Source organism: Dermabacter sp. HSID17554 (genome assembly GCF_003989295.1).
GTDB lineage: Bacteria > Actinomycetota > Actinomycetes > Actinomycetales > Dermabacteraceae > Dermabacter > Dermabacter vaginalis.
On the sequence record NZ_RBLW01000008.1, the window covers coordinates 21,006 to 44,761 of the forward strand.

The following is a 23,756-nucleotide window of genomic DNA, read 5'->3' on the forward strand; positions in this document are numbered from 1 at the left end:
CGAAACCGGCCCCACTCGTGTTCACGAAACCGTGATCACTCGACCTCGAAGAAGATCGGGTTGGTGTACATCCACGTGTCGATCCACGGGCTTCCTGCGCCGTTCTCGCCACCGTGGGGAATCGGGCCGGCCGGGTCAACGTCGGCACCCATCGGGCCGACGCCCGAACGCTTGCCGTCGCTTCCGCGCAGGCGAATGTAGCCGCTTTCCTCGACGGCGCCGAGGTCGAATTCGACCGTGAACTTCTCAAGCCCGTGGCCTGCGGTGTCCTTGCGCTCAACGACCTTGGTGTGAGGGGTCGTCGTCGTGTTGACGTCCTCGACCGGGCCAGTGATAAGGCCGCGGATGAGGTCGATGTGCGCGAGCTCCGGGAGGATCCCAGCGGAGTTTTCCTTGGTCGTGGGCGTCACGCTCACGCGCAGGCCAAGCTCGGTGCCGACCTTGACCTTGAGGGTGCCACCGAGAGTCACAGGCTCGACGCTGTCGTCTTTCGCGAAAAGGACGACCTCGAGACCGGAGATGAGGTGGCCGTGCTCGATCCAGATGCGACCGGCGCGCATGGCCTCCATGACCGCCTCGTAGGAGCGGCTCGTGGCACCCACGTGCGTGCGGGAGAACTGGCCGGGCCAGTAGTCGCTTCCGCCCTGAGCTTCATTCGTGTTGACGGGAACGGGGCGGCGACCCGCACGGTTGAAGTTGCCGAGGCTCGCACCTTCCTCCCAGCCGTCACCCTTCGGGTAGTCGCCTACGCGGTAAGTGTCGTGGGTCTTGAGGTGGAAGTCGGAGTTCGAGGTGATCCAGTAGCGGCGGCCCTCAGAGAGCAGCGAGTCCCACATGCCACCCACGACCGAGGTGAGGTAGTCGAAGCCGCCGCGCGTGCGGAAGGCTTCGTCGGGGTAGTGCGGCGAGGAGTCCGGGCGACGGTTGTTCTCGTATTCGCCGCGCTGGAACTTCGGGTCGCGGTTGAGGCCGAAAGCCGAGCCCTGGGCACCGGGGGCACCTTCCATACCGAGGTAAATGTCGCGGTCCGCGTCGTGCCACGCGCGAAGCTCGAGCGGCGAGTCGATGCAGTAGCGGCTCGGGTGGTTCGCGATCACGATCGCGTCATCGATGAAGCCTTCGCGCTTCTGCTGGCCGAGCCACGCGATCGCCTCAACAGCCTTTTCCTGCTGGGATTTCTCTTCTTTCGAGTCGAGAGCGGGCTTTTCCCAGCCGTTGAGCTTGCCATCGAACTCCAGCTCGAAGGTGCGCAGCACGCGAGCCTCGTTGATGCCGGGGGCAATGAGAACGGTGCAGTGCTCGGCTGCGGGGATGTACCACTCGATGCCCTGGAGCACCATGAGCTTGCGCTCGTCACGGGCCTTGCGGATGAGGCGGTTTGCTTCCCACACGCCACCCTTGTTGGCGTGGCCCCAGTTGGAGTGCTCGGTGAACGCGATGACGTCCACGCCGAACTCTTCGGCCTTGTCCATGATCATTTCCATCGTGTACTTCGCGTCGTGGCTGTAGAGCGAGTGCACGTGGTGGTCAACAACGAGCCACTCAAGCCCGGTTTCGGCGGGAGCGAGATCCTGGGACTCGGAGGCGGGGGTTTCTTCGGCAATCGCGGAGCCGGTGCCGGCAGCCGCGGTGGCACCGAGGGCACCGGCGGCAACGCTGCCGCGAAGAACGGCGCGGCGGCTCGGGGTGGTGAGGGAGGAGGCGTGAGGGGAGCGGAGCTCGGTCATGGGGGAATCTTTCTCTCAGGGCGTCGGGGAGACCAATGAGAACGCTAGAGGGAGGAAGTGAATAGCGGGTAACGAGTTGGGGGCGAAATTCGACACCAACTAGTTACCCATCGTTCACTGAAGCCTGTCACAGTTGTCCTCGCTAACCCACTCCCCGTGCCCCAAGGAATGTGTAGAACCATGCAGCTCTCCTCCTCCCTCCGCCGCCCGGTTGCCCTTGCCGGCGCCGCTGCGCTCCTCGCCCTCCCCACCGTCGCTTCCGCAGAGACCCAGGTCAACGTCGACGACACCGTGAACGCGACCATCGAGACCACCGACGGTATCCAGAAGCAGGGCCCGCTCGAGGCCGATCCCTTCACCTACACCGTCAAGTCGCGCGTGAAGTGCGATGCGCCCTACGTCGATGGCGCCCGCACCTCCTTCCTCCAGGGCGCTTCGCTCGAAGAAATCCCCACCAACGACATGCCCGTCGTGATGTCCGGCATCGACGATCTCGTGGACGGCAAGGCCGTCAACCCGATCGATGCGAGCTTCGTGGACTTCGCCAACAAGGGCGAAGCGAAGCTCCTCATCGAATGCGTGAAGATCGACAACGGCATCCCGCAGGTTGCCCCCAACCCGATCGTCCAGGACCTCACGATCACGGAGAAAGAATGGCAGATGAAGGGTATCTCCTTCACCGAGGTCGCCGATCCCGCCCCCGCGCCGAGTGACAACGGTGGCGCTGACACCGGTGAAGATGATGGCGGCACGGGCGAAGACACGGGCGCAGTCGCCCCTGCTGAGCCGCCCGCTGCGGCTCCGGAAGCGTCCGACGGCGGCGAAGCCAACGGCCCCGGAAAGACTGAACCGTCGAAGCAGGCCCCCGCGAAGCCCTCGAAGCCCTCGAAGGGCTCGGGTCAGGCGAGCGGCGCTCACGGCTTCATGCCGCGCACGGGCGCTGAGATCGCCGCAACGGCCATCCTCGCTCTCGCGCTCATTGGCGGTGGCGCCTTCGCCGTGATCCGCATGCGCAAGAACTAAACAGCACGAGGCATAGGGGAGGGCCCGGGCAATTGCCCGGGCCCTCCCCTATCGCGATGAGGTGTGCAGCGCCTAGCCCCAGAAAACCTCGCGGGTCGCCGGCTCAGTCTTCGCCACCAGCTTGCCGTCCCTGTAGGAACGGACCACGGGCGCGTTGAAGTTGAGCGCCTCAACCCAATCCGGTGCATCGAGCACAACGAAACGGGCGGGGTTACCCACCTCGATGCCGTAATTCTCAAGGTGCAGCGTGCGCGCCGCATTGTGAGTCACGAAATTGTAGGATTCCGCGATCTGCGGGTACCCCATCATCTGCGTGACATAAAGCCCGTTCAGCACAATGTCGCGGAGGTTCCCCGTGCCAAGCGGGTTCCACGGGTCGCGGATATCGTCGGTCCCGAAACTCACGTTGATGCCAGCCTCCGTAAGCTCCTTGACGCGCGTGACGCCGCGGCGCTTCGGGTAGGTATCCATGCGGCCCTGCAGGTGGGTGTTCACCATGGGGTTGGAGACGAAGTTGATGCCGCTCATCGTGAGCAGGCGCAGCAGACGCACGAAGTAGGCATTGTTGTAGGAATGCATCGCGGTGGTGTGCGACGCGGTGACCTTCTCCCCCATGCCGAACTCGAGTGCACGGGTCGCGAGAGTCTCAAGGCCGCGCGAGGCCTCATCGTCGATCTCGTCGCAGTGCACATCCATGAGCAGGCCGCGATCACGCGCGAGCTCGCACGCAAAGTTGAGCGAGTCCACCGAGTACTCGCGCGTGAACTCGAAGTGAGGAATCGCGCCGATCGCATCGACGCCCATGTCAGCGGCCTTGACCATGAGGTCGCGGCCGTTCGGGAAGGAATCGATGCCCTCTTGCGGAAACGCCACGATCTGGAGCGTGATGAGGTCGGTGAGCTCCTCGCGAAGCTCAAGCATCGCGCGCAGCGCCGTGAGTTCTGGATCCGTCACATCCACGTGCGTGCGCACGTACTGCACGCCGAAGCTCGCCTGGTCGCGCGCAACGCGGCGCACGCGCTCCTTGACGTCCTCGACACTCAAGGTCTTCTTCCGTTCGCTCCAGCGTTCGATACCCTCGAAGAGCGTGCCGCTCATGTTCCACTTCGGCTCGCCCGCGGTGAGAACCGAGTCAAGGTGAATGTGGCTCTCCACAAAAGGCGGGAGCGCGAGGCGGCCCTCGGCGTTCCACGTCTCTTCGCCGGGTTCGGCGGTGAGATTGGGTTCGATGTGGGTGAAGCAACCGTCGGAAATGCGAAGGTCAACCGAGCCCTCCCGGCCCGGTAGCGTGACGTTCTGGATGAGCACGGGGCTGCCTTTCTATTGAAATGGAGTGGGACGGGCGGGCAACGCCACCCTGGAAAGTGGCGGCGCGGCTCCTCGACGATGCAGGCCGCGCCGCCCGCAGAAGGTGTTAGCGGCGCTTCGTCAAGGCTACGCCGAGGAGGTGAATGGCAACCGCCACCGCAACCGCGTTGAGTGCCGAGATTCCCCACGGCACGAAGTAGCCCACGAGGCCGCCGGCAATCACGCCGATGACCGCGTGCGGAGCGATCGTCTGCTCCTTCGCGTTCGGGTCGAGGTAGGCGTGCTTACGCACGAAGAAATCCACGATGAGGATCGCGCCAATCGGCGGCAGTGCCGCGTTGAGGAAGCTCAGCCAGCCCACGAAGTTCTCGTAGAGCCACAGGGCGCTCACCGTGCCGAAAATGCCCGCAATGAGAGTCATGGGGCGGGTGCGCACGCGCGTGATGTTCGAAAAGCCCAGGCCAGAGGTGTACAGGGCGTTGTTGTTCGTCGTCCAGATATTCGCGCCGAGCACGAGAATCGCGGGAATCGCGAGGCCCTGGGCGATCATGACGTAGAAGATGTCGTCCTTGCCGGTGAACGCGCCGCCCACCGCGCCGAAGCTGAACATGAGGGTGTTGCCAAGGAAGAACGCGATCACCGTGGTGATGACGGCAACCTTCGCCGAGCGAGCAAAGCGTGTGAAGTTCGGGGTCGCCGTGCCACCCGAGATGAAGGAACCCACAACCATGCCGATGCCGGTCACGATCGGCATCGAGCCGTCGCCGAAGACCTCCACGAGGCCACCGGCCTTGCTGGTTGCCGTGACCATCGAATAGGTGCCGAGGATCGCGATGAGCGGAACCGAGATGAACGAGACAATCTCGATCGCTTTCATGCCGAAGAAGGCGGAGGCGGTCATCGCGGCGCCGGCGGCGATCACGATCCACCAGGGGCTGATGTGAAGGAGGTCAGCAACGGGGATGCCGAGCATCGCCACGCCCACGCCAAACCATCCCATCTGGGTCAGGCCCACGAGGGCGGAAGCCAAGAGCGAGCCGCGACGGCCGAAGGCGCGGCGGGCGAGGAGGTCAAGCCCCATACCGGTTTTCGCGCCAAGGTAGGCGAGGCCACCGGTGTAGATCGCGAGCACAAGCCCGCCGATCGCCGTGGCCCACACGAAGCCGCCAAGATCAAGACCATTGCCGATCTTCGCGCCCACGCTCATCGAGGCGGAGAAGAAGGTAAATCCGAGCATCACGAAGCCCACGGCCCAAAAACCGTGACGCGCGGATGGGGGAACGGGGGTGAAGCTGAAGTCGGCATCGTGGCCGGTTGCTTCGGTCGGGGCCTGCCCCGAGGCCGTCACTGCGGACTCGTTCGTGGCGGGGCGGGCGGAAATGGGGGTGGTTGCGGGGCGCTCAGGCGCTATGGTGCTCATGCACATTCCTCACGTGAAAACGGGACAAAGGCATGGCTGTACCCGGATCACATGAAGTGCTCGCATGGCTCTCTGTCCATGTCCGTGCACAACCTTTCGAAGGCTAGCACCAATCTCGGCGACGTGGAGGCGGTCGGCGACTTCTAGTGGCGCGGCTCGCCTTTTAAGCGCCTATTTTGCTGCTTCGCCATCCGCGTCGCCGTCACCCTCGCCACCGAGCTCATGGGCCTTGTCCTGCGCCGCTCCCGCAACGTCCACAACCTTGTCGGTCACACCCTTGGCCTGCGGGAATTTCTCCTCAGCCTTCGCGGCAAGGTCCACCACGGCGTCAGCCGCCGCATCAACGCCGGCGGGGAGCTTCTCCTTCGCCGTGTCCGCGAGCGACTGCGCGGCATTCTTGACCTTGTCGAGGGGGCTGTTCTCGTTCATCGATGCTCCTTTGGAGATGTGCGCCCTGGGGGCGCTGCTTTAGCAATGAATGATTTTACGAACACTTTGTGCGAGCAAACAGAGAGCGCCAAAATTGCCGTTCGATAAACTCAAGCGCCGGATGTTTCCCAGCGAAAGGCGTTTCACGTGGCCATCTCGAACCTCACTGTCTCCCAGCCCGGCCCCACAACGGGGATCAGCAAAGGCGGCACGGAGTTCGATGTCGTGATCCTCGGCGCGGGCCTCAACTCGCTCAACGTTTCGATTGCCTTTCACAAGGCCTACGGCATGCGTTCACTTACCGTGATGCGCACCCCCGTCGCCATGAACGAGCGCACTGTCACGAGCGCTCACGTCGCTCTCGGTGCTGAGGCAAGCGACTGCGATCTCAAAGAAGCGCTCGTTCAGCTCGCGAAGGACAAACCCCTCAAGCGACCCACGCTCTTGCTCGCAAACGCCGATTCGTTCATCTCCTTCATCGACACGTACCGGGCCGAGCTCGAGGAGCACTACCTTCTCGCGCAAGTCGATTCCGCCTCCCTTGCGAAACTGGCCGATAAAGCCCACTTCCAAGAGGCGTGCAACGAGCTCGACATTCCCACGATTCCCACTGAAGTCGTGGACTTCTCCCGGTACGGCGAAGCCGATTTTGACGCGCCCGAGCAGCTTCCGTGGGCCTACCCGATCATCGGCAAACCCGCGAACACCGCCGACTATTCGCGCGTCAAATTCCCCGGCAAGCGCAAAGTATTCGTGCTCAAGTCACAAGCCGAGTACAAGGAACTCGTGGCAAAACTCGGGGACGCTGGCTTCACGGGACGGTTCCTCTTCCAGGAGCTCATCGAGGGCGACGACACCTCCGAATACTCGATCACCGGATACCGCTCACACACCGGCGGCGTGACTTTGACCTGCGCGGCCCAGGTGCTGCTCGGCGAACACACACCCGATGCGCTTGGGCGCCCCGCCGCCATGCTCACCGGTCCTCACCGCGGAATCGTCGCGCAGTTCGAAAAGCTCCTCGACCACGTGGACTACGTCGGCTTCGCCAATGTTGATCTCAAGGTCGACCCGCGCAATGGAACGGCCTACTTCCTCGAACTCAATCCGCGGCTCGGCCGCAACAACCACTACGTCACCGCCGCAGGCGGCTCCTACCCCGAGCACATTGTCGCGGACCTCATCGACAACGCCCCCCTTGAGCGTGTGCGCGCCGAGGAGCAGCACCTCTACTCGATCCTCCCCACGCGCCTCGTGAAGCACTATGTCACCGAACCCGAGCTGCGCGCTCAGCTCGATTCCGCCGTTCGTGCCCACGGCGTGGACAACCCCTACCGCTACGCCCCGGAGGGTGCGTGGATGAAAGGCTTCGCCCTCGTTTCGGGTCTCCGCCAGGTGCAAAAGTTCCGGAAGTACTACCCGAAGGCGACGCGCACGGGGTTCTAACCGCGCGCGAACCTCATGGACGATCCGGGGAGGCCGTAGGGCTTCCCCGGACCGCTTCGTATGAGCAAAAAATGAGGGACGGCCGTGAGGCACGAATGAGGAACGCCCGTTGAGCCCTAGTCTCGAGCGGGTGATACCTCGCCCTCACTGGGCTGGTCGTTATGGTCACCGTCATCCACGAGATCGTCGAGGTTCACGACGTCGAGGCCGCCCGAGAGCGCGTACTCCTCTTCGGGACTCAGAATCAGCCGGTGGCGACCCCACAGCCAGAAGGTAATGAGCATAACCGCGTAGATCACGATGATCGCGATGATCGCGGGCAGGTAGTCAGGGTTGAGGAGGAAGCCCAGGAAGATGAGCGCGGAGATGAAGGCAGCAATGATTGCACCAAAGTTTCCCCACGGCGACTTGTAGGGGCGCTTCGCGTTCGGGAACCGCTTACGCAGCACAAGAAACGACACCATTTGCATGAGGTAGGCGACGACGGCACCCCAGGCAGCAATGTTGAGAACAACCGCACCGGCGATTCCGCCCTCGCCGCCGGCAAGGTCGACGCCCACAAGCGCGCAAAAACCGATGACGGCACCGGCGATAAGGGCAACCCACGGCGTTTGCGTGCGCCCCGTAAGCGAGAGAAACTTCGGGTAGTAGCCCGCTCGCGAGAGCGAATACATGTTGCGCCCGTAGGCGAACATGATGCCTTGAAGTGAAGCAAGCAGCCCCACGAGTGCAAAGAGTGCGAGGACGGCAGCGAGGCCGTCGCCTACGATCGCGCGGAAGCCGTCGAGGAGCGGTTCGCTTGCCGAGGCGGTCGTTTCTGCGCCGAGCACGCCGGTGTTCAGAACGAGCACGAGAAGACCGGTGACGACGAGTGTGAAGCGCGCCCACAGTGCCGCCTTGGGAATGTCACGGACGGGGTTGTGGGCCTCTTCTGCTGCGAGTGGCAGCTCCTCGATACCGAGGAAGAACCACATGGCGAAGGGCAGGGCGAACAGGATCGGCAGGAAACCGTGAGGCAAGAAGGCCGAACCGCCCGCGTCGGGAACGATGTTGAAGAGTGAATCCCATGAGAAAGCCCCGGAGAAGAGCGCCATCGCACTGAAGACGAGCAGGATCACGATCGAAATGATCGACACCAGAATGGCGAACCTGAACGAGACCGCTGCGCCCGAGGAGTTCAGAGCCACGAAGATCGTGTAGAGGATGAGCCACCACACGGGTTTTGGCAGGTCAACGCCGAGGAGCTGCGATACCACCGCGTCGGCGTAGCCTGAAGAGAAGTAGACGATCACGGCGGTTGTCGCCACGTACTCAATTGTTTCGGCAAGGCCCGTCACAAAGCCCGCGTACGGGCCCATGGCTGCTCTCGCGAATGAGTACGCGCCGCCGGTGTGCGGCATGGCGGCGGCCATTTCGTTGATCGAGAAGATGAGGCCGTAGTACATGACGATGAGAATCGCGTAGGCGATGAGCATCCCGCCGAAGCCCGCGAAATCCACGCCAAAGTTCCAGCCGGAAAAGTTACCGGAAACGACCGCGCCGACCGCGAGGCCCCAGAGTCCGAAGATGCCGGCCGCGCGCTTGAGCTGGCGTTTTTCAAAATATTCGGTGTCCGCTGTTCGATAGGTGACGCCACCGACCTTGGTGACTTCCCCCGATTGCGTGGAGGGCGAGGCGGGTGATGCTGCCGTTGGTTGAGGAGATTGACGATCGCTTTGATCAGCCATTGCATACCTTCCGTAGTGACGAGACCACGTTGACTCGTGTGTGCTGCCCCACAGTACCCGCCTAATGGTTGGATTTCCATGCTTTTGTCGAAATTCGTTAACTGAACTCGAGGGGCACCACCTCGGAATGCCCAGAGTTTTGCCAGGATTTCGGGTTGCGTAGCTCACATCATGTGATCTAATGGTTGCCAGACCGATGTTTAGTCAATGGCTTGCATCGCCACGTAAGGGCCCCGCCAGGCCACACCGAAGCACAATGAGGAGCTTCCATGTCAGGCAACGAAGGAATGCTGACGTTCTCAGAACTCACCAACCGCATCCACGCCGGCGATATCGACACCGTGATCCTCGGATTCACGGACATGCAAGGCCGACTCGTAGGCAAGCGCATCTCCGCTCGTCTCTTTCTCGACTCCGTCGCCGAACACGGAGCTGAGTGCTGCAACTATCTCCTCGCCGTCGACATCGACAACAACACGGTGGACGGCTACAAGATTTCCAGCTGGAAGAGCGGCTACGGCGACATGGTCATGAAGCCAGACATGGCCACGCTGCGCCAAATCCCGTGGATCGAGGGCTCCGCACAGGTCACCGCGGACCTCCTCACGACCTCGGGCGAGGAAGTCGCCCCCGCCCCGCGCAGTGTCCTCAAGAAACAACGCAGTCGCCTCGAAGAGCGCGGCTGGACATGCATGGGCGCGACGGAACTCGAATTCCTAATTTTTGACGACACCTACCGTGAAGCGTGGGCCAAGGGTTACAACGACCTCACCCCCGCAAGCGACTACAACACCGACTACGACATCCAGGCCTCCACACGCCTCGAACCTCTCCTTCGCGACATCCGCAACTCCATGGATGCGGCCGGCATGTACTGCGAGGGCGTCAAAGGCGAATGCAACCCCGGTCAGCAAGAGATCGCCTTCCTTTACGACGATGTGCTTACCACGTGCGATAACCACAGCCTCTACCGCACGGGCGCCAAGGAAATCGCCGAAAGGCACGGCAAGTCCATCACCTTCATGGCGAAGTTCAACCAGCGCGAAGGCAACTCGTGCCATATTCACATGAGCCTGCGCGACAAGGATGGCAATCCCGTGTTCGCCGATGAATCCCGCGAAGGCGGGCGCAGCGTCATCATGGATCAGTTCCTCGCGGGGCAGATCGCCGCAGCGCGCGAACTCGCCCTCATGTTCGCCCCCAACATCAACTCTTACAAGCGCTATCAGCCCGGCACATTCGCACCGACGACACTCGCGTGGGGCCTCGACAACCGTTCGTGTGCCTTCCGAGTCGTGGGTCACGGCAAATCGCTACGCTTCGAAAATCGCATTCCCGGCGGCGACGTCAATCAATATCTCGCGATGGCCGCGATGATCGCCGCGGGTCTCCACGGCATCGACAACGAACTCTCCCTCGAGGACGAGCTCGTGGGCAATGGCTACGAAAGTGACAAGCCGAGGGTGCCCACGACGCTCCGCGAAGCCGCCGATCTGTTCGAAAACTCCGAGATTGCCAAGGCTGCCTTTGGCGAAGACGTCGTCGAGCACTACACGCGGGCTGCCCGGGTCGAACTCGAAGCGTTCGATGCGGCCGTCACGGATTGGGAGCGCGTGAGGGGCTTCGAACGTGGCTAGTGCACCCATCATCGGTATCTCGACATACCTCGAACCCGCCACGTGCGGGGTATGGGATACGCGCGCATCCTTCCTGCACGAGGCCTACCTTCAGGCGGTCCTCGATGCCGGCGGTGTTCCCGTCCTGTTGCCCCCGCAACCGTCGGAAAGCGATCGCGCCGCCCAGGTAATCGCGAAGCTCGACGGGCTCATCCTTGCCGGCGGAGCCGACGTCAACCCGGCCCGCTACGGCGAACAGCCACACGAGAAAACTGGGGCGCCGCGCGATGATCGTGATGACTGGGAAGTCGCTTTGTACGTGGCGGCACGCAGCGTCGGGCGTCCCATCCTCGCAATTTGCCGAGGCATGCAGATAGTCAACACGGTTCACGGAGGCACTCTCCTTCAACACCTGCCGGACATTGTGGGATCGGATCTCTACCAACCGGCACCAGGGGTGTTTGGCTCGGTCGACATCACCATCAGCGAAGGCTCGGCACTCGCGAACATCCTCGGCAGCAGCGCGCACGATATCCCCGTGTACCACCATCAGGCAGTCGGGAAGGTCGGGAGCGGACTCGCGGTCACCGCGACGACGTCCGACGGCACCATCCAGGCACTCGAGTGCCCATCTGCACTGGGTTTCTTCCTTGCCGTCCAATGGCACCCCGAACAGCAACATCACGACCGCAGACTCTTCGAAGCCCTCGTCAATGCCACGCCCCACACCTCTAAGGAGCGCCCATGACTACGTTCGACATCATCAACCCCGCAACCGAAGAACTCATTCGCAGCATCGAGCTCGTCGACGTCGAGGCGACTGATGACGCCATCGCCAAGGCCGTCGTTGCACAAAAACGCTGGGCGGCCACCGCTCCAGCCTCGCGAGCACAGGTTCTCCGGAGTTTTGCCCGCATCGTCGCCAACCACAACGAGGAGCTCGCGCAGATCGAGGTTGCCAATGCCGGCCACCCCATTGGGCAAGCTCGGTGGGAAGCACAAAACGTTGCGAATGTCCTCGAGTACTACGCAGCAGCGCCCGAAAGGCTCATCGGCGAGCAGATTCCCGTCGAGGGCGGCGTGAACGTGACCTTCCACGAGGCGGTAGGCGTCGTCGGCATCATCACCCCGTGGAACTTCCCCATGCCGATCGCCGCGTGGGGCTTCGCCCCCGCACTCGCGGCTGGCTGCGCCGTGGTTCTCAAGCCCGCCGAATGGACACCGCTCACCGCGATCCGCATTGCCGAGCTCGCCCTCGAGGCCGGCCTTCCCGAGAACCTTCTCACGGTTCTTCCCGGCAAGGGCTCCGTCGTCGGCAACCGGTTCGTCACGCATCCCGACGTGCGAAAAGTCGTGTTCACCGGTTCAACAGCAACGGGAAAAACGATCATGCGCGGCTGCGCCGAACAGGTTAAGACCCTCACGCTCGAACTCGGGGGAAAGAACGCGAACATCGTGTTTGCCGATTCCGACCTCGAGAAGGCCGCCGCAGCAGCCCCCGCCGGGGTTTTCGACAATGCCGGGCAGGATTGCTGCTCGCGCTCGAGGATCCTCGTCGAAAAATCCGTGTACGAGAAGTTCATGGAGCTCTTCGAACCCGCCGTCAAGGCATTTCGAGTTGGTGATCCCGCGAACGACGACACCGAAATGGGGCCGCTCGTGGCGAAAGCCCACCTCGACAAGGTTACCGGATACGTGGACGACGAATCACTTGTCGCCTTTAGAGGGAGTGCACCGTCGGGCCCCGGCTTTTGGTTCCCGCCCACCGTACTCACGCCCGAGCGCACGCACCGGACGGTACACGAGGAGATTTTCGGCCCTGTCGTCACCGTGCTGCCGTTCGAGGACGAGGCCGATGCACTCGCCCTCGCAAACGACACCGAGTACGGGCTTTCGGGGTCGATCTGGACTCGCGACATCGGCCGCGCGCTTCGCGTGTCGCGCGGGGTCGAGGCGGGAAACCTCTCCGTCAACTCCCACTCGTCGGTGCGGTATTCCACGCCGTTCGGCGGGTTCAAGCAGTCCGGTCTAGGCAGGGAACAGGGGCCCGACGCTCCCCTCGCCTTCACCGAAACCAAGAATGTCTTTTTCGCGCAGGACTAACCAACATCCACCCCTTGTAGAAAGGTTTTGACATGTCAGAGACGACTATCGACAAGATTGATCTCACCCAACGATTGAAGGGCAAGGTTGCCGTGATTACGGGCGGCAGCTCCGGTATCGGGCTTGCAACCGCGCGCCGATTCGCGGCCGAAGGCGCCACGGTCGTCATCGGCGATCTCGATGCGACAAACGGAGAGGCGGCTGCCAAAGAGGTCGGCGGCCTCTTCGTCGAAACGAACGTCACGAGCGAAGAGCAGGTCAACCACTTGTTTGACGAAGCAGCTCGCGTGTACGGCTCGGTCGACATTGCCTTCAACAACGCCGGGATTTCGCCAGCGGATGACGATTCGATTGAGACGACCGAGCTTCCCGCGTGGGAGAAGGTGCAGGACGTCAACCTGAAGTCGGTCTACCTGTGCTCGCGCGCAGCGCTTCGCCACATGACGAAGCAGCAGTCCGGGTCGATCATCAATACGGCTAGTTTCGTGGCAGTGATGGGTTCGGCAACCTCACAGATTTCCTACACCGCCTCGAAGGGTGGGGTGCTCGCTATGACGCGCGAGCTCGGCGTGCAGTTCGCCCGTCAGGGCATTCGCGTCAACGCCCTGTGCCCGGGGCCCGTCGCCACTCCCCTCCTTCAGGAGCTTTTCGCCAAGGATCCGGAGCGTGCGCAGCGTCGACTCGTGCACGTTCCCGTTGGGCGATTCGGTGACGCAAAGGAGCTTGCGGCCGCCGTCGCGTTCCTGGCGAGTGACGACGCCTCCTTCATCACGGCGTCCACTTTCCTCGTCGACGGTGGCCTCAGTGCCGCCTACGTCACGCCACTCTGAGCCGCCGCGACACTTGTGACAAGATGTTGAGCGATGACTGATCTGCCTGATCCCGCCCCCGTGCTGAACTCCTGGGTTCTTTTGAAACCCGGAGCAGCCTCGAACGCTTTCGAGGGGACCGTGCACAGGCTTGTTCAATCGCTCAAACTTGGACTCGTTGCTCCGGGGGAAAAACTTCCCCCGGAGCGCGAGCTCGCCTCGATGCTCGGGGTGTCGCGCGACACCGTGCGCGAGGCCATCTCTGCTCTCGTTGAGGCGGGTTACCTCGAAGCGAAACGGGGCCGCTACGGCGGGACGTTTGCAAAAAATCCGCTTCCCACTTCGAGCGCGCTTTCGGAGACCTCGAGCCGAGTCGCGTCCATCATCGACACACTCGCCCTTCGAGCGGTTGTCGAAGTGGGGATCGTGCGCAGACTCGCCCACCAGGAGCTTCCACGCGAAAGCCGCGAACGGCTGTGGCGCGCCCACGAGGAATGCCAGGCTGCCGATCTGGCCGACTACCGCGTGTATGACACCCGCCTGCACCTGCTCATGGGGGAGCTCGTTGACGCTCCCTCTCTCGTTCCAGTTCTCGCCGATATCCGCATGCGGGTCAACGAACTCCTTGACCAGATTCCCCTGCTCCAGCCCAATATTGAGCATTCGTGCGAGCAGCATCAAAGGATCGTCCAGGCCATTCTTCGAGGGCGGCCAGATGTGGCCTCAGTCGAGATGGAGGAGCACCTCGCGGGAACCGAGGCGCTCCTGCGAGGCTTCCTCGACTAGTCGCCGCTCACTTCCCCGCGGCGTTTTAGGGGATTGATCCGGGATCGCCCGCGTTCTCGCTGGAAACGGGCCTTTTTCGGGACCTTTTACCCATTTCAATCCCGGAGTTTTCCCCGAGGACATGCCGATTTCACCGGCGTTTCCCACCTCAAGCTGGGAACCATTCCAGACTGCTTCGTTAGGTTCTTTCGTCGTTGCCGCACGCTGTTACGTGGCGGCTCAAACACCTTATGTTGCCTTCTGGAAAGGATCGTTCCGTGTCGTCTTTCGGCCGGGCCTGGCGCTACGTTTCACGTCAACGCGTCAAGTCGTTCATTATTTTGGGAATTTTCGCGGCGATGATGTCGGCGCTCATGGTTACCGGTTCGGTGACGCGCGCCGCCGATGCGGCGGGAGCACAGGTTGATCGGCGCACGGGTGCGGGTTTCGTGCTGCAAAACAACCCGCAGTTCAATCAGGGAACACCCCGCGGCGCCGGCACCGTGAAGGGTGCGGATATCGAGAAGATCGCGAAGCTGAAGGACGTCGAGAGCTACGTCGCTCGCCAGAACGTCACGGCGGATCTCGTGGGCGCGAACGTCAAGAAGCTCGATCACCACGAGTACGACGAGCAGAAGGAAAAACAGTTCGGGAACGCCGCGAACGTGTGGGGCGTGAACGGCTCTGAGCTGGAAAATAGCTTCCGCGGTGGGGCTCTCACCCTCACGCAAGGCCGCCACCTGCGCAGCGGGGACTCGCACAAGGCTCTCATTCACGAGGATCTCGCGAAGGCGAACGGCCTCAAGGTGGGCGATGAGATCACCGTGAAGGGCAACCAATTCGATGTGGATAACCAGAACAAGTCCACGACCGAGGTCACAACGGAAATCGTCGGCCTTTTTTCGGGAGATAACCCGAGGCCAGTCGCCCAGCGCAGCGAGCTTTTTGCCAATACGCTCTTCACGGATCTTGACACGACGCGCGAGCTCTATGGCTGGACGGCAAAGACCGAGATTTATCAGGACGCTAACTTCTTCGTGAAGAAGGGCGCTGAGCTCAAGGCGGTCGCGGAGGAGGCGAGCCGTCTCGGCATCGACTGGCGCAACTATCAGCTCGCCCCTTCGACGCAGTATCTCGCGGGCATCACCGGTGCGGTTGATGGCGTTCGCTCGATCATGAACGGCGCGAAGGTCGCGACTTTTGTCCTGGCCATTGCGCTTTTGAGCCTCATGCTGTTCCTGTGGCTCGGTGAACGCAAGAAGGAAACGGGTGTGCTCCTTTCGGTGGGCACCACCAAGGGCGGAATGCTGCGCCAGTACTGGATGGAGCTCGGGCTCATCGCCATTCCGGCGATCGGACTCTCGTATCTCGTGAGCACGTTGATCGCACAATCTATTGGCTCTTCGGTGCTGGGAAGCGTCAATTCTTCTGCGCAGAATGGTTTTGCTCCCGGGCAGCAGGCCGGCGCCGATCTCGAATCGTCGAGCGCGCTTAAAACTCTCGATTCATTGCACGTAAGCCTCGGCAATCAGGATGTTGCTTACGTCGCGATCGCAGCGGCCGTCGTCATTATCGTGTGCGTGCTGCTCGCCGCACTCCCGATGCTTCGCACGGCTCCGAAAAAGCTTTTGGTGGCACTCAAATGAGAGGCCTTTCTTCGGCGCGTCTCGCCGTTCTTTCACTGCGCAGGCGCCCCGCACGCAGCATCATTCTTCTCCTGCTCATGACCTTGATTTTCACGGGGCTCGTGGCGCAATCAGGCGTGCGCGCCACGATGGGCGATATTAGTGGCGCGATCGATCGGAACGTCGGGGCTGGTTTCACGGCGCAGAATTCCGACGCCAGCCTCGCCCACACCGATGCCGACGCTCTCGCGAAACTTCCCGGCGTAACCTCAAGTGCGTACGAGACGGATCTTCTCGTGAAACCGAAAGGTCACCGTCCCGTCTCGGCGGCCGGGGCGGTGCAGCTTGACCCGGAGTTCGCAAATGAAATGACGGCGACGGCGACGACTAATTCGCAGTTGAATCCGCTGTTTCAAGGCAAGCTCTTCACGCTTGAGCAGGGCGAGCACCTGAAGTCTTCGTCGCACGGCGCCCTCGTGCACAAGGACTTTGCGGCGCAGAACCATCTTTCAGTGGGAAGCGCGATCACGCTCGTGCGTGACGGCAAGCTCGTGCGTCTCGTCGTGACCGGCATCTTTAGCGGTCGCGCGGAGAACCCGTCAGGCCTTCCTGCGGGCGCCGCCGAGAACCGTATTTTCGCCGCGGCCGACGATATGTCGCCCCTGACCGATCCGGCGTCGTTGACCCTCGCGCGATACAGCACCGCGAGCGCTGAGGCGCTTCCCGCTGTGCTCACGAAGGCGCATCAGGCTCGCCCGCACCTGAGCCTCGAGGATAATTCGGCGCAGTTTCGCACCGTCCTTGCGTCGATCGCAGGCGTGGAACGTCTTCTCACGTGGCTCGTTCTTGGACTGAGCGGAGTGAGCATTGCGGTGCTCGTGCTCGTGCTCGCGTTTTGGGCGCGCGGCCGCCTTCACGAGATCGGGATTCTGCTCTCCCTTGGCAGGTCGAAGGGGAGCATCCTTCGTCAGTTCCTCGCGGAGATTTGTGCGCTCGTAGCCGTCGCAGCGGTGCTCGCACTCGGGTTGGGGTTCCTCGCGACGAATGTCGTGAGCGAGGCTCTCCTGGCTCACTCTCACGATCCGGTTCTCGAAGCCCTCTCCCCTTCCGCGAGTCCACTCGCGGCCCTGGCCGCGCTTGGCATCGGCGCCCTCATCGTCACCATTGCTGTCGCAGCGGTTCTCATTCCTGTTTTTCGGCGCAGCCCGAAGTCCATTCTCGCCTCTATGAGCTAGGAGCACATCATGAGCATTCTTCACCTTGATCACGTTAGCTACACCTACGAACAGTCTCGCGGCCGGGTTCTCGAGGATGTCTCGACAACCTTTGAGCTCGGGAAGCTCTACGCGATTGTCGGCGCCTCCGGTGCCGGAAAATCCACTCTGTTGAGCCTCCTTGCGGGCCTTGAAGCGCCCACCGGTGGCACGGTGCGGTTCAACGGAACCGATATCGCACAGACGGGGTATTCGAAGCATCGCCGCGAGCAGATCTCTCTCGTGTTTCAGAACTACAACCTGATCGACTACCTCACTCCGCTCGAAAACCTTCGTCTCGTGGATAAGAAGGCAGGCGTCGAAAGCCTCGAAAACCTCGGTCTCACGAAGGACCAGGCGACCCGCAATGTGCTTCGCCTTTCGGGTGGGCAGCAGCAGCGCGTGGCGATTGCGCGTGCGCTCGTATCGAAGGCGCCGGTGATTCTCGCGGACGAGCCCACGGGCAACCTTGACGAGGACACGGCGGAAGAGGTGATCGAGATTCTGCGGGGCGCGGCAAAAGCCGGTAAGTGCGTGATCGTCGTGACCCACTCGAAGCGGGTCGCGGAATGCGCCGACGTGCAGCTGCGCCTCACGAAGCGAACCCTCGTCTAGAGGCGGCCCTCTTCTCGATGCCCCCAGGTGGCGCCACCTTCTGGGCTTCCCAGGTGGCGCCACTTTCTCGACTCCCCGAAATGCCGTCACTCTTTATAAAGATTCGGCGGTGCGCCCGGCCCGGCACAGCGCCAAATCCCGCTTTTCTTCATGATGTGGGACGGGGAGAGGCAAGAGGAGTGGGACGGGGAGAGGCAGGAGGAAGGGCCCGCGCCTCCCTGGAGAAGCGCGAGCCCCTTTTCTGCAGTTGTGAGCGGTTAGCTGTTCTTGCGACGCCTCGTGAGTGCCGCACCGCCGGCCGCGAGCGCACTCGCGACAGCAACGGTCAGGCCAACGCTCGCGCCGGTGCGCGGGAGGCCGCTCAGCAGATCGTCGCCGCCTGCATCGGATGCACCGGCGTCGGAAGCCGCGGGAGCACTGCTACCGGCATCCGAGGCACCGGCACCCGCGGAACCGCCTTCGGCTCCGGTCCCATCGGCGGCACCGGCATCGCCAGCGGGGTTAGCTGGCTGGGCCGGGTTTTCGCTCGACGGCACCTGGCCCTCCGCATCGCCCTGATCGCCGCCCGGCTGCTCGCCCACAACGAAGGTGAGGCGCTGGGTCTGCGCGGTAGCCTCCCCGCTCTCGGCGCTGCGCTCGCCGTTACTCGCCTGCTTAGCGTGCGCCGTGACGTCGATCGTGTACGTACCCGGCTTCGTAAAGGCCCACGCGGTGTGCATGTGGGTGCCGGGCGGAAGCGGGATGTCGGAAGCCTTCTCGCTCGTGGCGTACATCTTCTGGATCGTGCCGAGGTTCTCGGTGTACGCGAACCACTTACCGCCTTCGGGGGCGCTCACGGGGGTGAGCGTCATCGTCGCCCCCTCGGGGTATTTGTCGCGATCGAGTTCTTCGCTCGAGAAGCCCGGCCACACGCGCCCCTGCTGCTGGGCCTGCGGGAGAATGTACAGCTCGCTGCCCTTCGGGCCGAGCACGTCGTAGCTCTTGTCGGCAAGGATGTTGCCGCCGCGCGTCGCCTTCGCGAGCTTCGTGACCTCGAGCGTCACCGAGTCGATTGTGCGAGTGACGGACTTCTTCGCGTGCTGGCGCGAGTCGTCGCCGAGGGCGACAGAGAAGCTTCCGTCGACGTCCATGACGCGCAGGTCCACGTGCCCGTTGTTGATGGTCACGGGGGTGTTGAGGAGGGAACCGTCGGCCCCTTCATCCCCGGCGCCCGGGTCCGACGCATCTCCGCCTTCCGGCGCGTCCGGGGTACCCGTTGCGCCGTGCTCGGAGAACTGGGTCGAGATTTCCTTCCCTTTCGCGCTCACGGGCCCGAAGTCCGCGACTTCAGTGTTGCCGATGGCGGCACGCGGAAGCGGCTCGAGGGTCAGGCGGAGATCATACTGGTCGCCCATGCATGCTTCGCGGTCGATATCGAAGCTGCGGCGGCCGGGGCCGCTGACAACATCAACGTCGCACGTCGCGAACTGGGAGCCCTTTTCGTAGAACCCGCCGGAGACGTGATAGGTGAGGGAGTCGTCGGCAGGTTTCGTGGAGAGCTTCATCAGGGTGTCGTTCTTGCCAGCCTTCGCGCTCACCGAAACGTCGCGTGAGCTGACCTTCACCTCCCCCTTGGGGAAGCCGGTTGCGACAGTGTCGGGGGTTTCCGTGGGGAAGTCGCCCGCGTCCTTCGTTGACGTGGCCGCTTGGCCAGTGCTCGAGGTGAGCGGTGCGCTCACCCAGCGAGCAGCGCCCTTCGTGGGCACGAACACGGCCTGGAAGGTCGACTTTTGCGAGCCGATCATCTCGCTCCACGTGGCCTTGCCGCCCTTCACGGGCACTTCGGCGAGGTGGTAGCCGTCGATGTAGAACACGACGGTGCCTTCGGCTTCGGCGTTACCGGCATCGAAGGTGAGGTCGGTGAGGCGCTCGTCGCCGTCCTTCTTCTTGCCCGTGTGCGGGGCGATTGTGAAGGTCGGGGTGGATTCACCGGTCACTCCAGCGGCTTTGTCGTAGGCCGTCTTGACGTCGCCGAGCTTTTCGTCGGCGGGGTTGGTGCCGCCCACGCGCCACACCAGTGTGGTGGGCTTCGAGGCGGTGAAGGTGCCGTCGGACTTCCGGGCGCTCGCCTCGTAGGTGAGCTCGTACCGGCCTGGTTTCGTGAAGGTCGTGAAGTTGTGGGTGTGCGTGCCCGGGTCGAGCCACACAGCGCGTGAGACCTTGTCATGCGAGGAGAACAGGTGCGTGACCGGCAGGTTGCCGTAGCTCGAGTAGTTGAACATGTTCATCTCGCCGGGGCCGTTGAAGCCAGTCAGCTCGATGGTGAAGTTCTCGTCCTGAAACTCTTCGATGGGCACTGCTGTGTCGGCGCCGAAGCCGGACCAGATCGGGGTGTTGCCTGGCCCGGGGCTGTGGGGCGCCATGTAGAGGTGGTCGCCTTCCTTTCCGAGGAACGCGAGGCGCGGATCCTTCGTCACGTCAAAGATGTAGCTTTGCGTGCCGTCGTCCTTGTAGCCACGTCCAACCCAGTTGGTGGTCTTGTCCAGCGGGAGAGTTTTCCCGTTGGATTGGGAGTTGATCTGGAATGTCTTGGCGTCTTTGTCCCAAAAGACCTTGGGCGCGTCGATGTGCGCGTTCGTCTGGACCGTACGGTCGCCGTCGGGCCCCGCGAAGGCGGGCGCAAGGGCGAGCGTGAAAGCCGCGAGCGTGGCGCAGGTGGAGCGGAGAATCCGCATGAACCCCTCCTCGAATGGTAACTGTTCTCATTTACAGTACAGCTACCGGCGCCCCGCCGCCACCTGATCGACGCTAGAGGTGGGCACAACGACTACTAGGCACTACGCGAGTGAACTCCGACCCGAGGGATTTATGCGCCGGAGGTGGTGCGCTTTCGTGCGGCGCGGTCCTTCTTGCGGCGCTCCACGACCCAGCGCGGTGCAAGCGGCCACGGCAGCGGCACGCCGACGCCGCCGAGAATGCCAATGGGGATCATGAATACGGTGATGATCCCGAGGATCCGCAGCGGCTCAGCCACGAATGCGCCTCCCGGACCCCCCAGCTCGTCGTAGATAATCTGGAGCGCACCCACGCTAAGCACGGGCGTGCAATAGGGCAGAATCCACAGGTTGGGGATCTCACGGTAGTCGTCGTACCACTCGGCGTTTTCCTGGTAGCGCACGTGAAACATGTAGAACGCAAAGATCGCCGTGGTGACAACGAAGATGAGGGTCCACAGCAGAATTTTCATGAGAGCACGCGTCTCTCAGGTAGCTGGCGCCATTTTCCGCAGCTCACCAAGTAGAAATCTGCTGAGCGCTCGGAAGCTGATGAGAGGCCATCATGAACAGCACCCACGCCTCGGTTGGCTCGAGGTAGTGGGAGCTACCGAAGAGTTTTCGCGGCTCCGAGAAGAACGACACGTAGCCGTGCGGGGTTGCCACCCACACCGTTGCGATCGGTGCCGAGCCAGTGTCGGTTTGCTTCTCAGATGCCACGACCACCTGCTCGTAGAGGCCCTGGGTGATGTCGCTCGCCATATCCTGGGAGATCGCGCCGAGTGCTTCGGCCACATCCTGCTGGGCCTTGTGATGCTTGCGTTCCTCACCGGGCTCGAGGACCAGGTTCTCCCAGGCCTCCGCTTCGATCTGCACCGCTTCGGTTGACGTAACGTCCTTCTCCGCGATGGGAGTGAGGTCCGTGAGGTCGAACAGCACGGTGTAGCGGCTCGAAAGAGGGTGGGACTTCAGCACGAAGCTCGGCGGAGTGGAGACTTCGCTCGTGAGCACGGTCTGGGCGCTCACACACCCGTTCGGGCCGAGCCACAGGAAACGGTTGTCCTCCGCGCCGTTGCCGGCGATCGAGGTGATCGTGAGCTGGTAGCGATGATTTTTAAGGGTGTCCCAGATGGCCTCGGTGCCGTCGGCAACGTGGTGATCGCTCGCGACGACCCGGTCGTTGACGTCAACGACTTCGGATCCGTCGCTCGGGACCCCCTTCTCAAGCAGCATCATGAAGCTTTCGAAGCCGAGTTCCACCCCGGTGTTCTCGCTGCCCTTGGTGTTGTGCTCCGTCATTTCGCCGACTCCTTCCACAGCAGGCCATGCCCCATGTTGAGGATGAGCTGCGCGCGCTCGCCCAGGAGCTCGGTGGGGTAGGTGATCGTGAGGTCAACGTGCGTGCCATTGTGCACCGCGATCCACTGGAACATCGTCAGCGGAATGCCGTCGGGATTTTGATACGACGCGATCCGCTGAAGCCCGGGCACGCCCTGAAGGCCGACGGTGTCTTCGCCCAAGTGCAGCAGCCGGTACTCGTCGAGCTGCTCGCCGAACGAATCCTCGACTTCCCCCTGGGTGGCCGCGAGCTTGTCGAGCGACTCGGTTCCCGGCTCGGCCTCCCTCTGGATGAGCACGATGTTCGGGCGAAATTGCTCGTTCCACACATCATCCGAAAGGTAGATGAAGAGTCCCCGGTCAGCCCCGGACGTATCTTCCTCCCACCCTCGCGGTGCGTACACGTCGACGACCATGTCCGGGTGGGTATAGGTCGTCACTTCCGCGGGTGTTGCCTCGCCAGATCCGGGCATTGCCCCTCCTAACGTCTTTTCGTCCACTCACACACTCTATGAAAACCGCTGTTCATCAGCGATTTCTGGGTGTTACTTGATGCCTTGGCTTAGGAATTTTTCGTTGCCCTTCTTCGCTAGCCAGCTACCTGCCGAGCCACCAGCGACACCGCCGATGATGCCGCCGACAACACCGCCCGCCACGGTACCAATCGGGCCGCCGAAGGAGCCGATCGCGGCGCCCATGGCCGCGCCGGCCTTGCCACCAGCCCAGCCGCCAACCCCCGCGCCGGTAGCGAGGGCACCCGCACGCGCACCCTTTTGCACATTACCCATGTCCGGGTTTACGTGAGAGTCCGTCTGCCATGAATCCACACCGGCAGCGGCGGCGCCGATGTAGTTTCCGGACTTCGACATGAACTTTGCGGTTCCCTTGATGCTCTTCCATTTTCCGTCGGTGACGGCCTGGCTGTGTTTGTGTGGGACTCGCGATGACTCACCCTGGAGCTTGAGCGTACTGCGCGCCACAAACGCCTGAAGAGTTCCGGTGGCGGTCGTTGGCTTTGCCAGCGGACTCAGCGGATTGCTTTCCGGAAGAACGGCTTTCGGATCCACAACATTGCTCGCGTCCCAGCCTGTAAGACCTTTGACGAGCCCCTTACCGAACTTACCTTTACCAGCAAGTCTCTTCAGGTACTTTGGCGCCCAATCCTCTTTGATTTCAATCGTACCGTTGGCATAGAAAAAGCTCATGCTGCGGTACTTGTAAAAATCGGTACCGAGCTTAAGCCCCTGAAGACCTGTTCCAGCGTCACCTTCAATATCGTTGCCGCGGGTAATAGCCCTGAGAAACTTCTTGCCTATGGCATCGCCGGTACTTTCTACGATGCCGCTAATCGAGCCGGCACAATCCTGGTCGGCGTGATCACGATCCAGCCTGAGCTGTCGACACTTCTCGTGCAATTCGGCTTCGCGAGCAGCGAGCGCTGCGCTGGCTCCAGGGAGACCAACAGTAGCGGCCAATTTTTCGGAGACGAACTGCGCAATTTCGATTTCAAGCTTAGCCTTGCGAGCCTGCAGCAGATCTAATTCAACCGAGTAGGCATCGAGTCGGGCGGCAATTTGTCCTGCGGATGCCTTCACTTCAGCTGCCATCTGCTCGGGCGTGTCCATTGCCTGATGAACTTGAGCAGCCTCGGGCGCATCATACTGGCCACGGATGGGCTGCCATGCGCCCGCGGTGTCCTTCATTCTTTTCTCGACCGTTTCGCCGGCGGTACGGATATCGGCCGCGCCAGAAGCGACGACTGCCGGGCTTTCGATCTCTGGGACATCAAAAATCATTGC

At 62.5% G+C, this 23,756-nt stretch carries 20 protein-coding genes; 10 read left to right on the plus strand and 10 right to left on the minus strand.

What is annotated here, in order from left to right; translation table 11 throughout:
* Positions 1 to 35: 35 nt before the first annotated feature.
* Positions 36 to 1,727 (minus strand): PHP domain-containing protein, encoded by a 1,692-nt coding sequence (locus D8M36_RS09740; protein ID WP_126848579.1) that lies wholly within the window; start codon positions 1,725 to 1,727, stop codon positions 36 to 38.
* 180 nt (positions 1,728 to 1,907) lie between these two features.
* On the opposite strand from D8M36_RS09740, the gene D8M36_RS09745 reads away from it, so the two are divergent.
* Positions 1,908 to 2,750, plus strand: a complete 843-nt coding sequence (locus D8M36_RS09745; RefSeq protein ID WP_126848581.1) for a hypothetical protein — start codon at positions 1,908 to 1,910, stop codon at positions 2,748 to 2,750.
* Positions 2,751 to 2,822: 72 nt separating this feature from the next.
* Here the strand turns inward: D8M36_RS09745 and codA are convergent, their stop codons facing one another.
* The 3 genes from codA to D8M36_RS09760 all read right to left on the minus strand — a co-directional run bounded on the left by codA (position 2,823) and on the right by D8M36_RS09760 (position 5,907).
* Positions 2,823 to 4,058: a cytosine deaminase gene (gene codA / locus D8M36_RS09750; protein WP_126848583.1), complete on the minus strand. Its 1,236-nt coding sequence runs from the start codon at positions 4,056 to 4,058 to the stop codon at positions 2,823 to 2,825.
* A 106-nt stretch (positions 4,059 to 4,164) separates the two neighbouring features.
* Positions 4,165 to 5,478, minus strand: a complete 1,314-nt coding sequence (codB, locus tag D8M36_RS09755; protein ID WP_126848585.1) for a cytosine permease — start codon at positions 5,476 to 5,478, stop codon at positions 4,165 to 4,167.
* 171 nt (positions 5,479 to 5,649) lie between these two features.
* Entirely contained in the window at positions 5,650 to 5,907 is a 258-nt protein-coding gene (locus D8M36_RS09760; protein WP_065247027.1) for a hypothetical protein, read from the minus strand.
* A gap of 147 nt (positions 5,908 to 6,054) precedes the next feature.
* Here D8M36_RS09760 and D8M36_RS09765 point away from each other — a divergent pair, with 147 nt between their 5' ends.
* Positions 6,055 to 7,353, plus strand: a complete 1,299-nt coding sequence (locus tag D8M36_RS09765) for a carboxylate--amine ligase (RefSeq protein ID WP_126848587.1) — start codon at positions 6,055 to 6,057, stop codon at positions 7,351 to 7,353.
* Positions 7,354 to 7,469: 116 nt separating this feature from the next.
* Here D8M36_RS09765 and D8M36_RS09770 read toward each other — a convergent pair whose 3' ends face one another.
* Positions 7,470 to 9,080 (minus strand): amino acid permease, encoded by a 1,611-nt coding sequence (locus D8M36_RS09770; RefSeq protein ID WP_074299691.1) that lies wholly within the window; start codon positions 9,078 to 9,080, stop codon positions 7,470 to 7,472.
* Positions 9,081 to 9,349: 269 nt separating this feature from the next.
* Between D8M36_RS09770 and D8M36_RS09775 the strand changes: the two genes are divergently transcribed.
* The 8 genes from D8M36_RS09775 to D8M36_RS09810 all read left to right on the plus strand — a co-directional run bounded on the left by D8M36_RS09775 (position 9,350) and on the right by D8M36_RS09810 (position 17,866).
* Positions 9,350 to 10,717, plus strand: coding sequence for a glutamine synthetase family protein (locus D8M36_RS09775; RefSeq protein WP_126848589.1), 1,368 nt, complete (start codon positions 9,350 to 9,352; stop codon positions 10,715 to 10,717).
* Positions 10,710 to 11,444 (plus strand): gamma-glutamyl-gamma-aminobutyrate hydrolase family protein, encoded by a 735-nt coding sequence (locus D8M36_RS09780; protein WP_074299687.1) that lies wholly within the window; start codon positions 10,710 to 10,712, stop codon positions 11,442 to 11,444. The genes D8M36_RS09775 and D8M36_RS09780 overlap by 8 nt, the downstream gene beginning before the upstream one ends.
* Positions 11,441 to 12,799, plus strand: coding sequence for an aldehyde dehydrogenase family protein (locus D8M36_RS09785; RefSeq protein ID WP_074299685.1), 1,359 nt, complete (start codon positions 11,441 to 11,443; stop codon positions 12,797 to 12,799). Before D8M36_RS09780 ends, D8M36_RS09785 begins: the two co-directional genes overlap by 4 nt.
* A gap of 32 nt (positions 12,800 to 12,831) precedes the next feature.
* Complete coding sequence (locus tag D8M36_RS09790; RefSeq protein WP_034371421.1) at positions 12,832 to 13,629, plus strand: 3-oxoacyl-ACP reductase; 798 nt, start codon at positions 12,832 to 12,834, stop codon at positions 13,627 to 13,629.
* A gap of 33 nt (positions 13,630 to 13,662) precedes the next feature.
* A complete protein-coding gene (locus D8M36_RS09795; RefSeq protein WP_065247021.1) occupies positions 13,663 to 14,394 on the plus strand; it encodes a FadR/GntR family transcriptional regulator in 732 nt (243 codons plus the stop codon).
* Positions 14,395 to 14,651: 257 nt separating this feature from the next.
* Entirely contained in the window at positions 14,652 to 16,019 is a 1,368-nt protein-coding gene (locus tag D8M36_RS09800; protein ID WP_074299684.1) for an ABC transporter permease, read from the plus strand.
* On the plus strand, positions 16,016 to 17,233 hold the full coding sequence (locus tag D8M36_RS09805; protein WP_126848593.1) for an FtsX-like permease family protein: 1,218 nt from the start codon (positions 16,016 to 16,018) through the stop codon (positions 17,231 to 17,233). The genes D8M36_RS09800 and D8M36_RS09805 overlap by 4 nt, the downstream gene beginning before the upstream one ends.
* Positions 17,234 to 17,242: 9 nt before the next feature.
* Positions 17,243 to 17,866, plus strand: a complete 624-nt coding sequence (locus D8M36_RS09810) for an ABC transporter ATP-binding protein (RefSeq protein WP_016663589.1) — start codon at positions 17,243 to 17,245, stop codon at positions 17,864 to 17,866.
* A 257-nt stretch (positions 17,867 to 18,123) separates the two neighbouring features.
* Here the strand turns inward: D8M36_RS09810 and D8M36_RS09815 are convergent, their stop codons facing one another.
* The 5 genes from D8M36_RS09815 to D8M36_RS09835 all read right to left on the minus strand — a co-directional run bounded on the left by D8M36_RS09815 (position 18,124) and on the right by D8M36_RS09835 (position 23,753).
* A complete protein-coding gene (locus tag D8M36_RS09815) occupies positions 18,124 to 20,580 on the minus strand; it encodes a choice-of-anchor M domain-containing protein (protein ID WP_074299682.1) in 2,457 nt (818 codons plus the stop codon).
* 131 nt (positions 20,581 to 20,711) lie between these two features.
* Positions 20,712 to 21,092: a hypothetical protein gene (locus D8M36_RS09820; protein ID WP_074299680.1), complete on the minus strand. Its 381-nt coding sequence runs from the start codon at positions 21,090 to 21,092 to the stop codon at positions 20,712 to 20,714.
* Positions 21,093 to 21,135: 43 nt separating this feature from the next.
* Positions 21,136 to 21,918, minus strand: coding sequence for a hypothetical protein (locus D8M36_RS09825; protein WP_074299678.1), 783 nt, complete (start codon positions 21,916 to 21,918; stop codon positions 21,136 to 21,138).
* Entirely contained in the window at positions 21,915 to 22,430 is a 516-nt protein-coding gene (locus tag D8M36_RS09830; protein WP_065247013.1) for a hypothetical protein, read from the minus strand. The genes D8M36_RS09825 and D8M36_RS09830 overlap by 4 nt, the downstream gene beginning before the upstream one ends.
* Before the next feature lie 72 nt (positions 22,431 to 22,502).
* Positions 22,503 to 23,753 (minus strand): hypothetical protein, encoded by a 1,251-nt coding sequence (locus tag D8M36_RS09835; protein ID WP_065247012.1) that lies wholly within the window; start codon positions 23,751 to 23,753, stop codon positions 22,503 to 22,505.
* Positions 23,754 to 23,756 lie beyond the last annotated feature (3 nt).

Excerpts from the sequence above, each read along its gene's own strand:
- D8M36_RS09820 (WP_074299680.1), bottom strand. The coding sequence starts at position 21,092 with ATGAAAATTCTGCTGTGGACCCTCATCTTCGTTGTCACCACGGCGATC.
- D8M36_RS09770 (WP_074299691.1), bottom strand. The coding sequence starts at position 9,080 with ATGGCTGATCAAAGCGATCGTCAATCTCCTCAACCAACGGCAGCATCA.
- D8M36_RS09775 (WP_126848589.1), top strand. The coding sequence starts at position 9,350 with ATGTCAGGCAACGAAGGAATGCTGACGTTCTCAGAACTCACCAACCGC.
- D8M36_RS09830 (WP_065247013.1), bottom strand. The coding sequence starts at position 22,430 with ATGCCCGGATCTGGCGAGGCAACACCCGCGGAAGTGACGACCTATACC.
- D8M36_RS09835 (WP_065247012.1), bottom strand. The coding sequence starts at position 23,753 with ATGATTTTTGATGTCCCAGAGATCGAAAGCCCGGCAGTCGTCGCTTCT.
- D8M36_RS09795 (WP_065247021.1), top strand. The coding sequence starts at position 13,663 with ATGACTGATCTGCCTGATCCCGCCCCCGTGCTGAACTCCTGGGTTCTT.
- D8M36_RS09825 (WP_074299678.1), bottom strand. The coding sequence starts at position 21,918 with ATGACGGAGCACAACACCAAGGGCAGCGAGAACACCGGGGTGGAACTC.
- D8M36_RS09805 (WP_126848593.1), top strand. The coding sequence starts at position 16,016 with ATGAGAGGCCTTTCTTCGGCGCGTCTCGCCGTTCTTTCACTGCGCAGG.
- D8M36_RS09740 (WP_126848579.1), bottom strand. The coding sequence starts at position 1,727 with ATGACCGAGCTCCGCTCCCCTCACGCCTCCTCCCTCACCACCCCGAGC.
- D8M36_RS09760 (WP_065247027.1), bottom strand. The coding sequence starts at position 5,907 with ATGAACGAGAACAGCCCCCTCGACAAGGTCAAGAATGCCGCGCAGTCG.
- D8M36_RS09815 (WP_074299682.1), bottom strand. The coding sequence starts at position 20,580 with ATGCGGATTCTCCGCTCCACCTGCGCCACGCTCGCGGCTTTCACGCTC.
- D8M36_RS09790 (WP_034371421.1), top strand. The coding sequence starts at position 12,832 with ATGTCAGAGACGACTATCGACAAGATTGATCTCACCCAACGATTGAAG.
- D8M36_RS09785 (WP_074299685.1), top strand. The coding sequence starts at position 11,441 with ATGACTACGTTCGACATCATCAACCCCGCAACCGAAGAACTCATTCGC.
- codB (WP_126848585.1), bottom strand. The coding sequence starts at position 5,478 with ATGAGCACCATAGCGCCTGAGCGCCCCGCAACCACCCCCATTTCCGCC.
- D8M36_RS09745 (WP_126848581.1), top strand. The coding sequence starts at position 1,908 with ATGCAGCTCTCCTCCTCCCTCCGCCGCCCGGTTGCCCTTGCCGGCGCC.
- D8M36_RS09810 (WP_016663589.1), top strand. The coding sequence starts at position 17,243 with ATGAGCATTCTTCACCTTGATCACGTTAGCTACACCTACGAACAGTCT.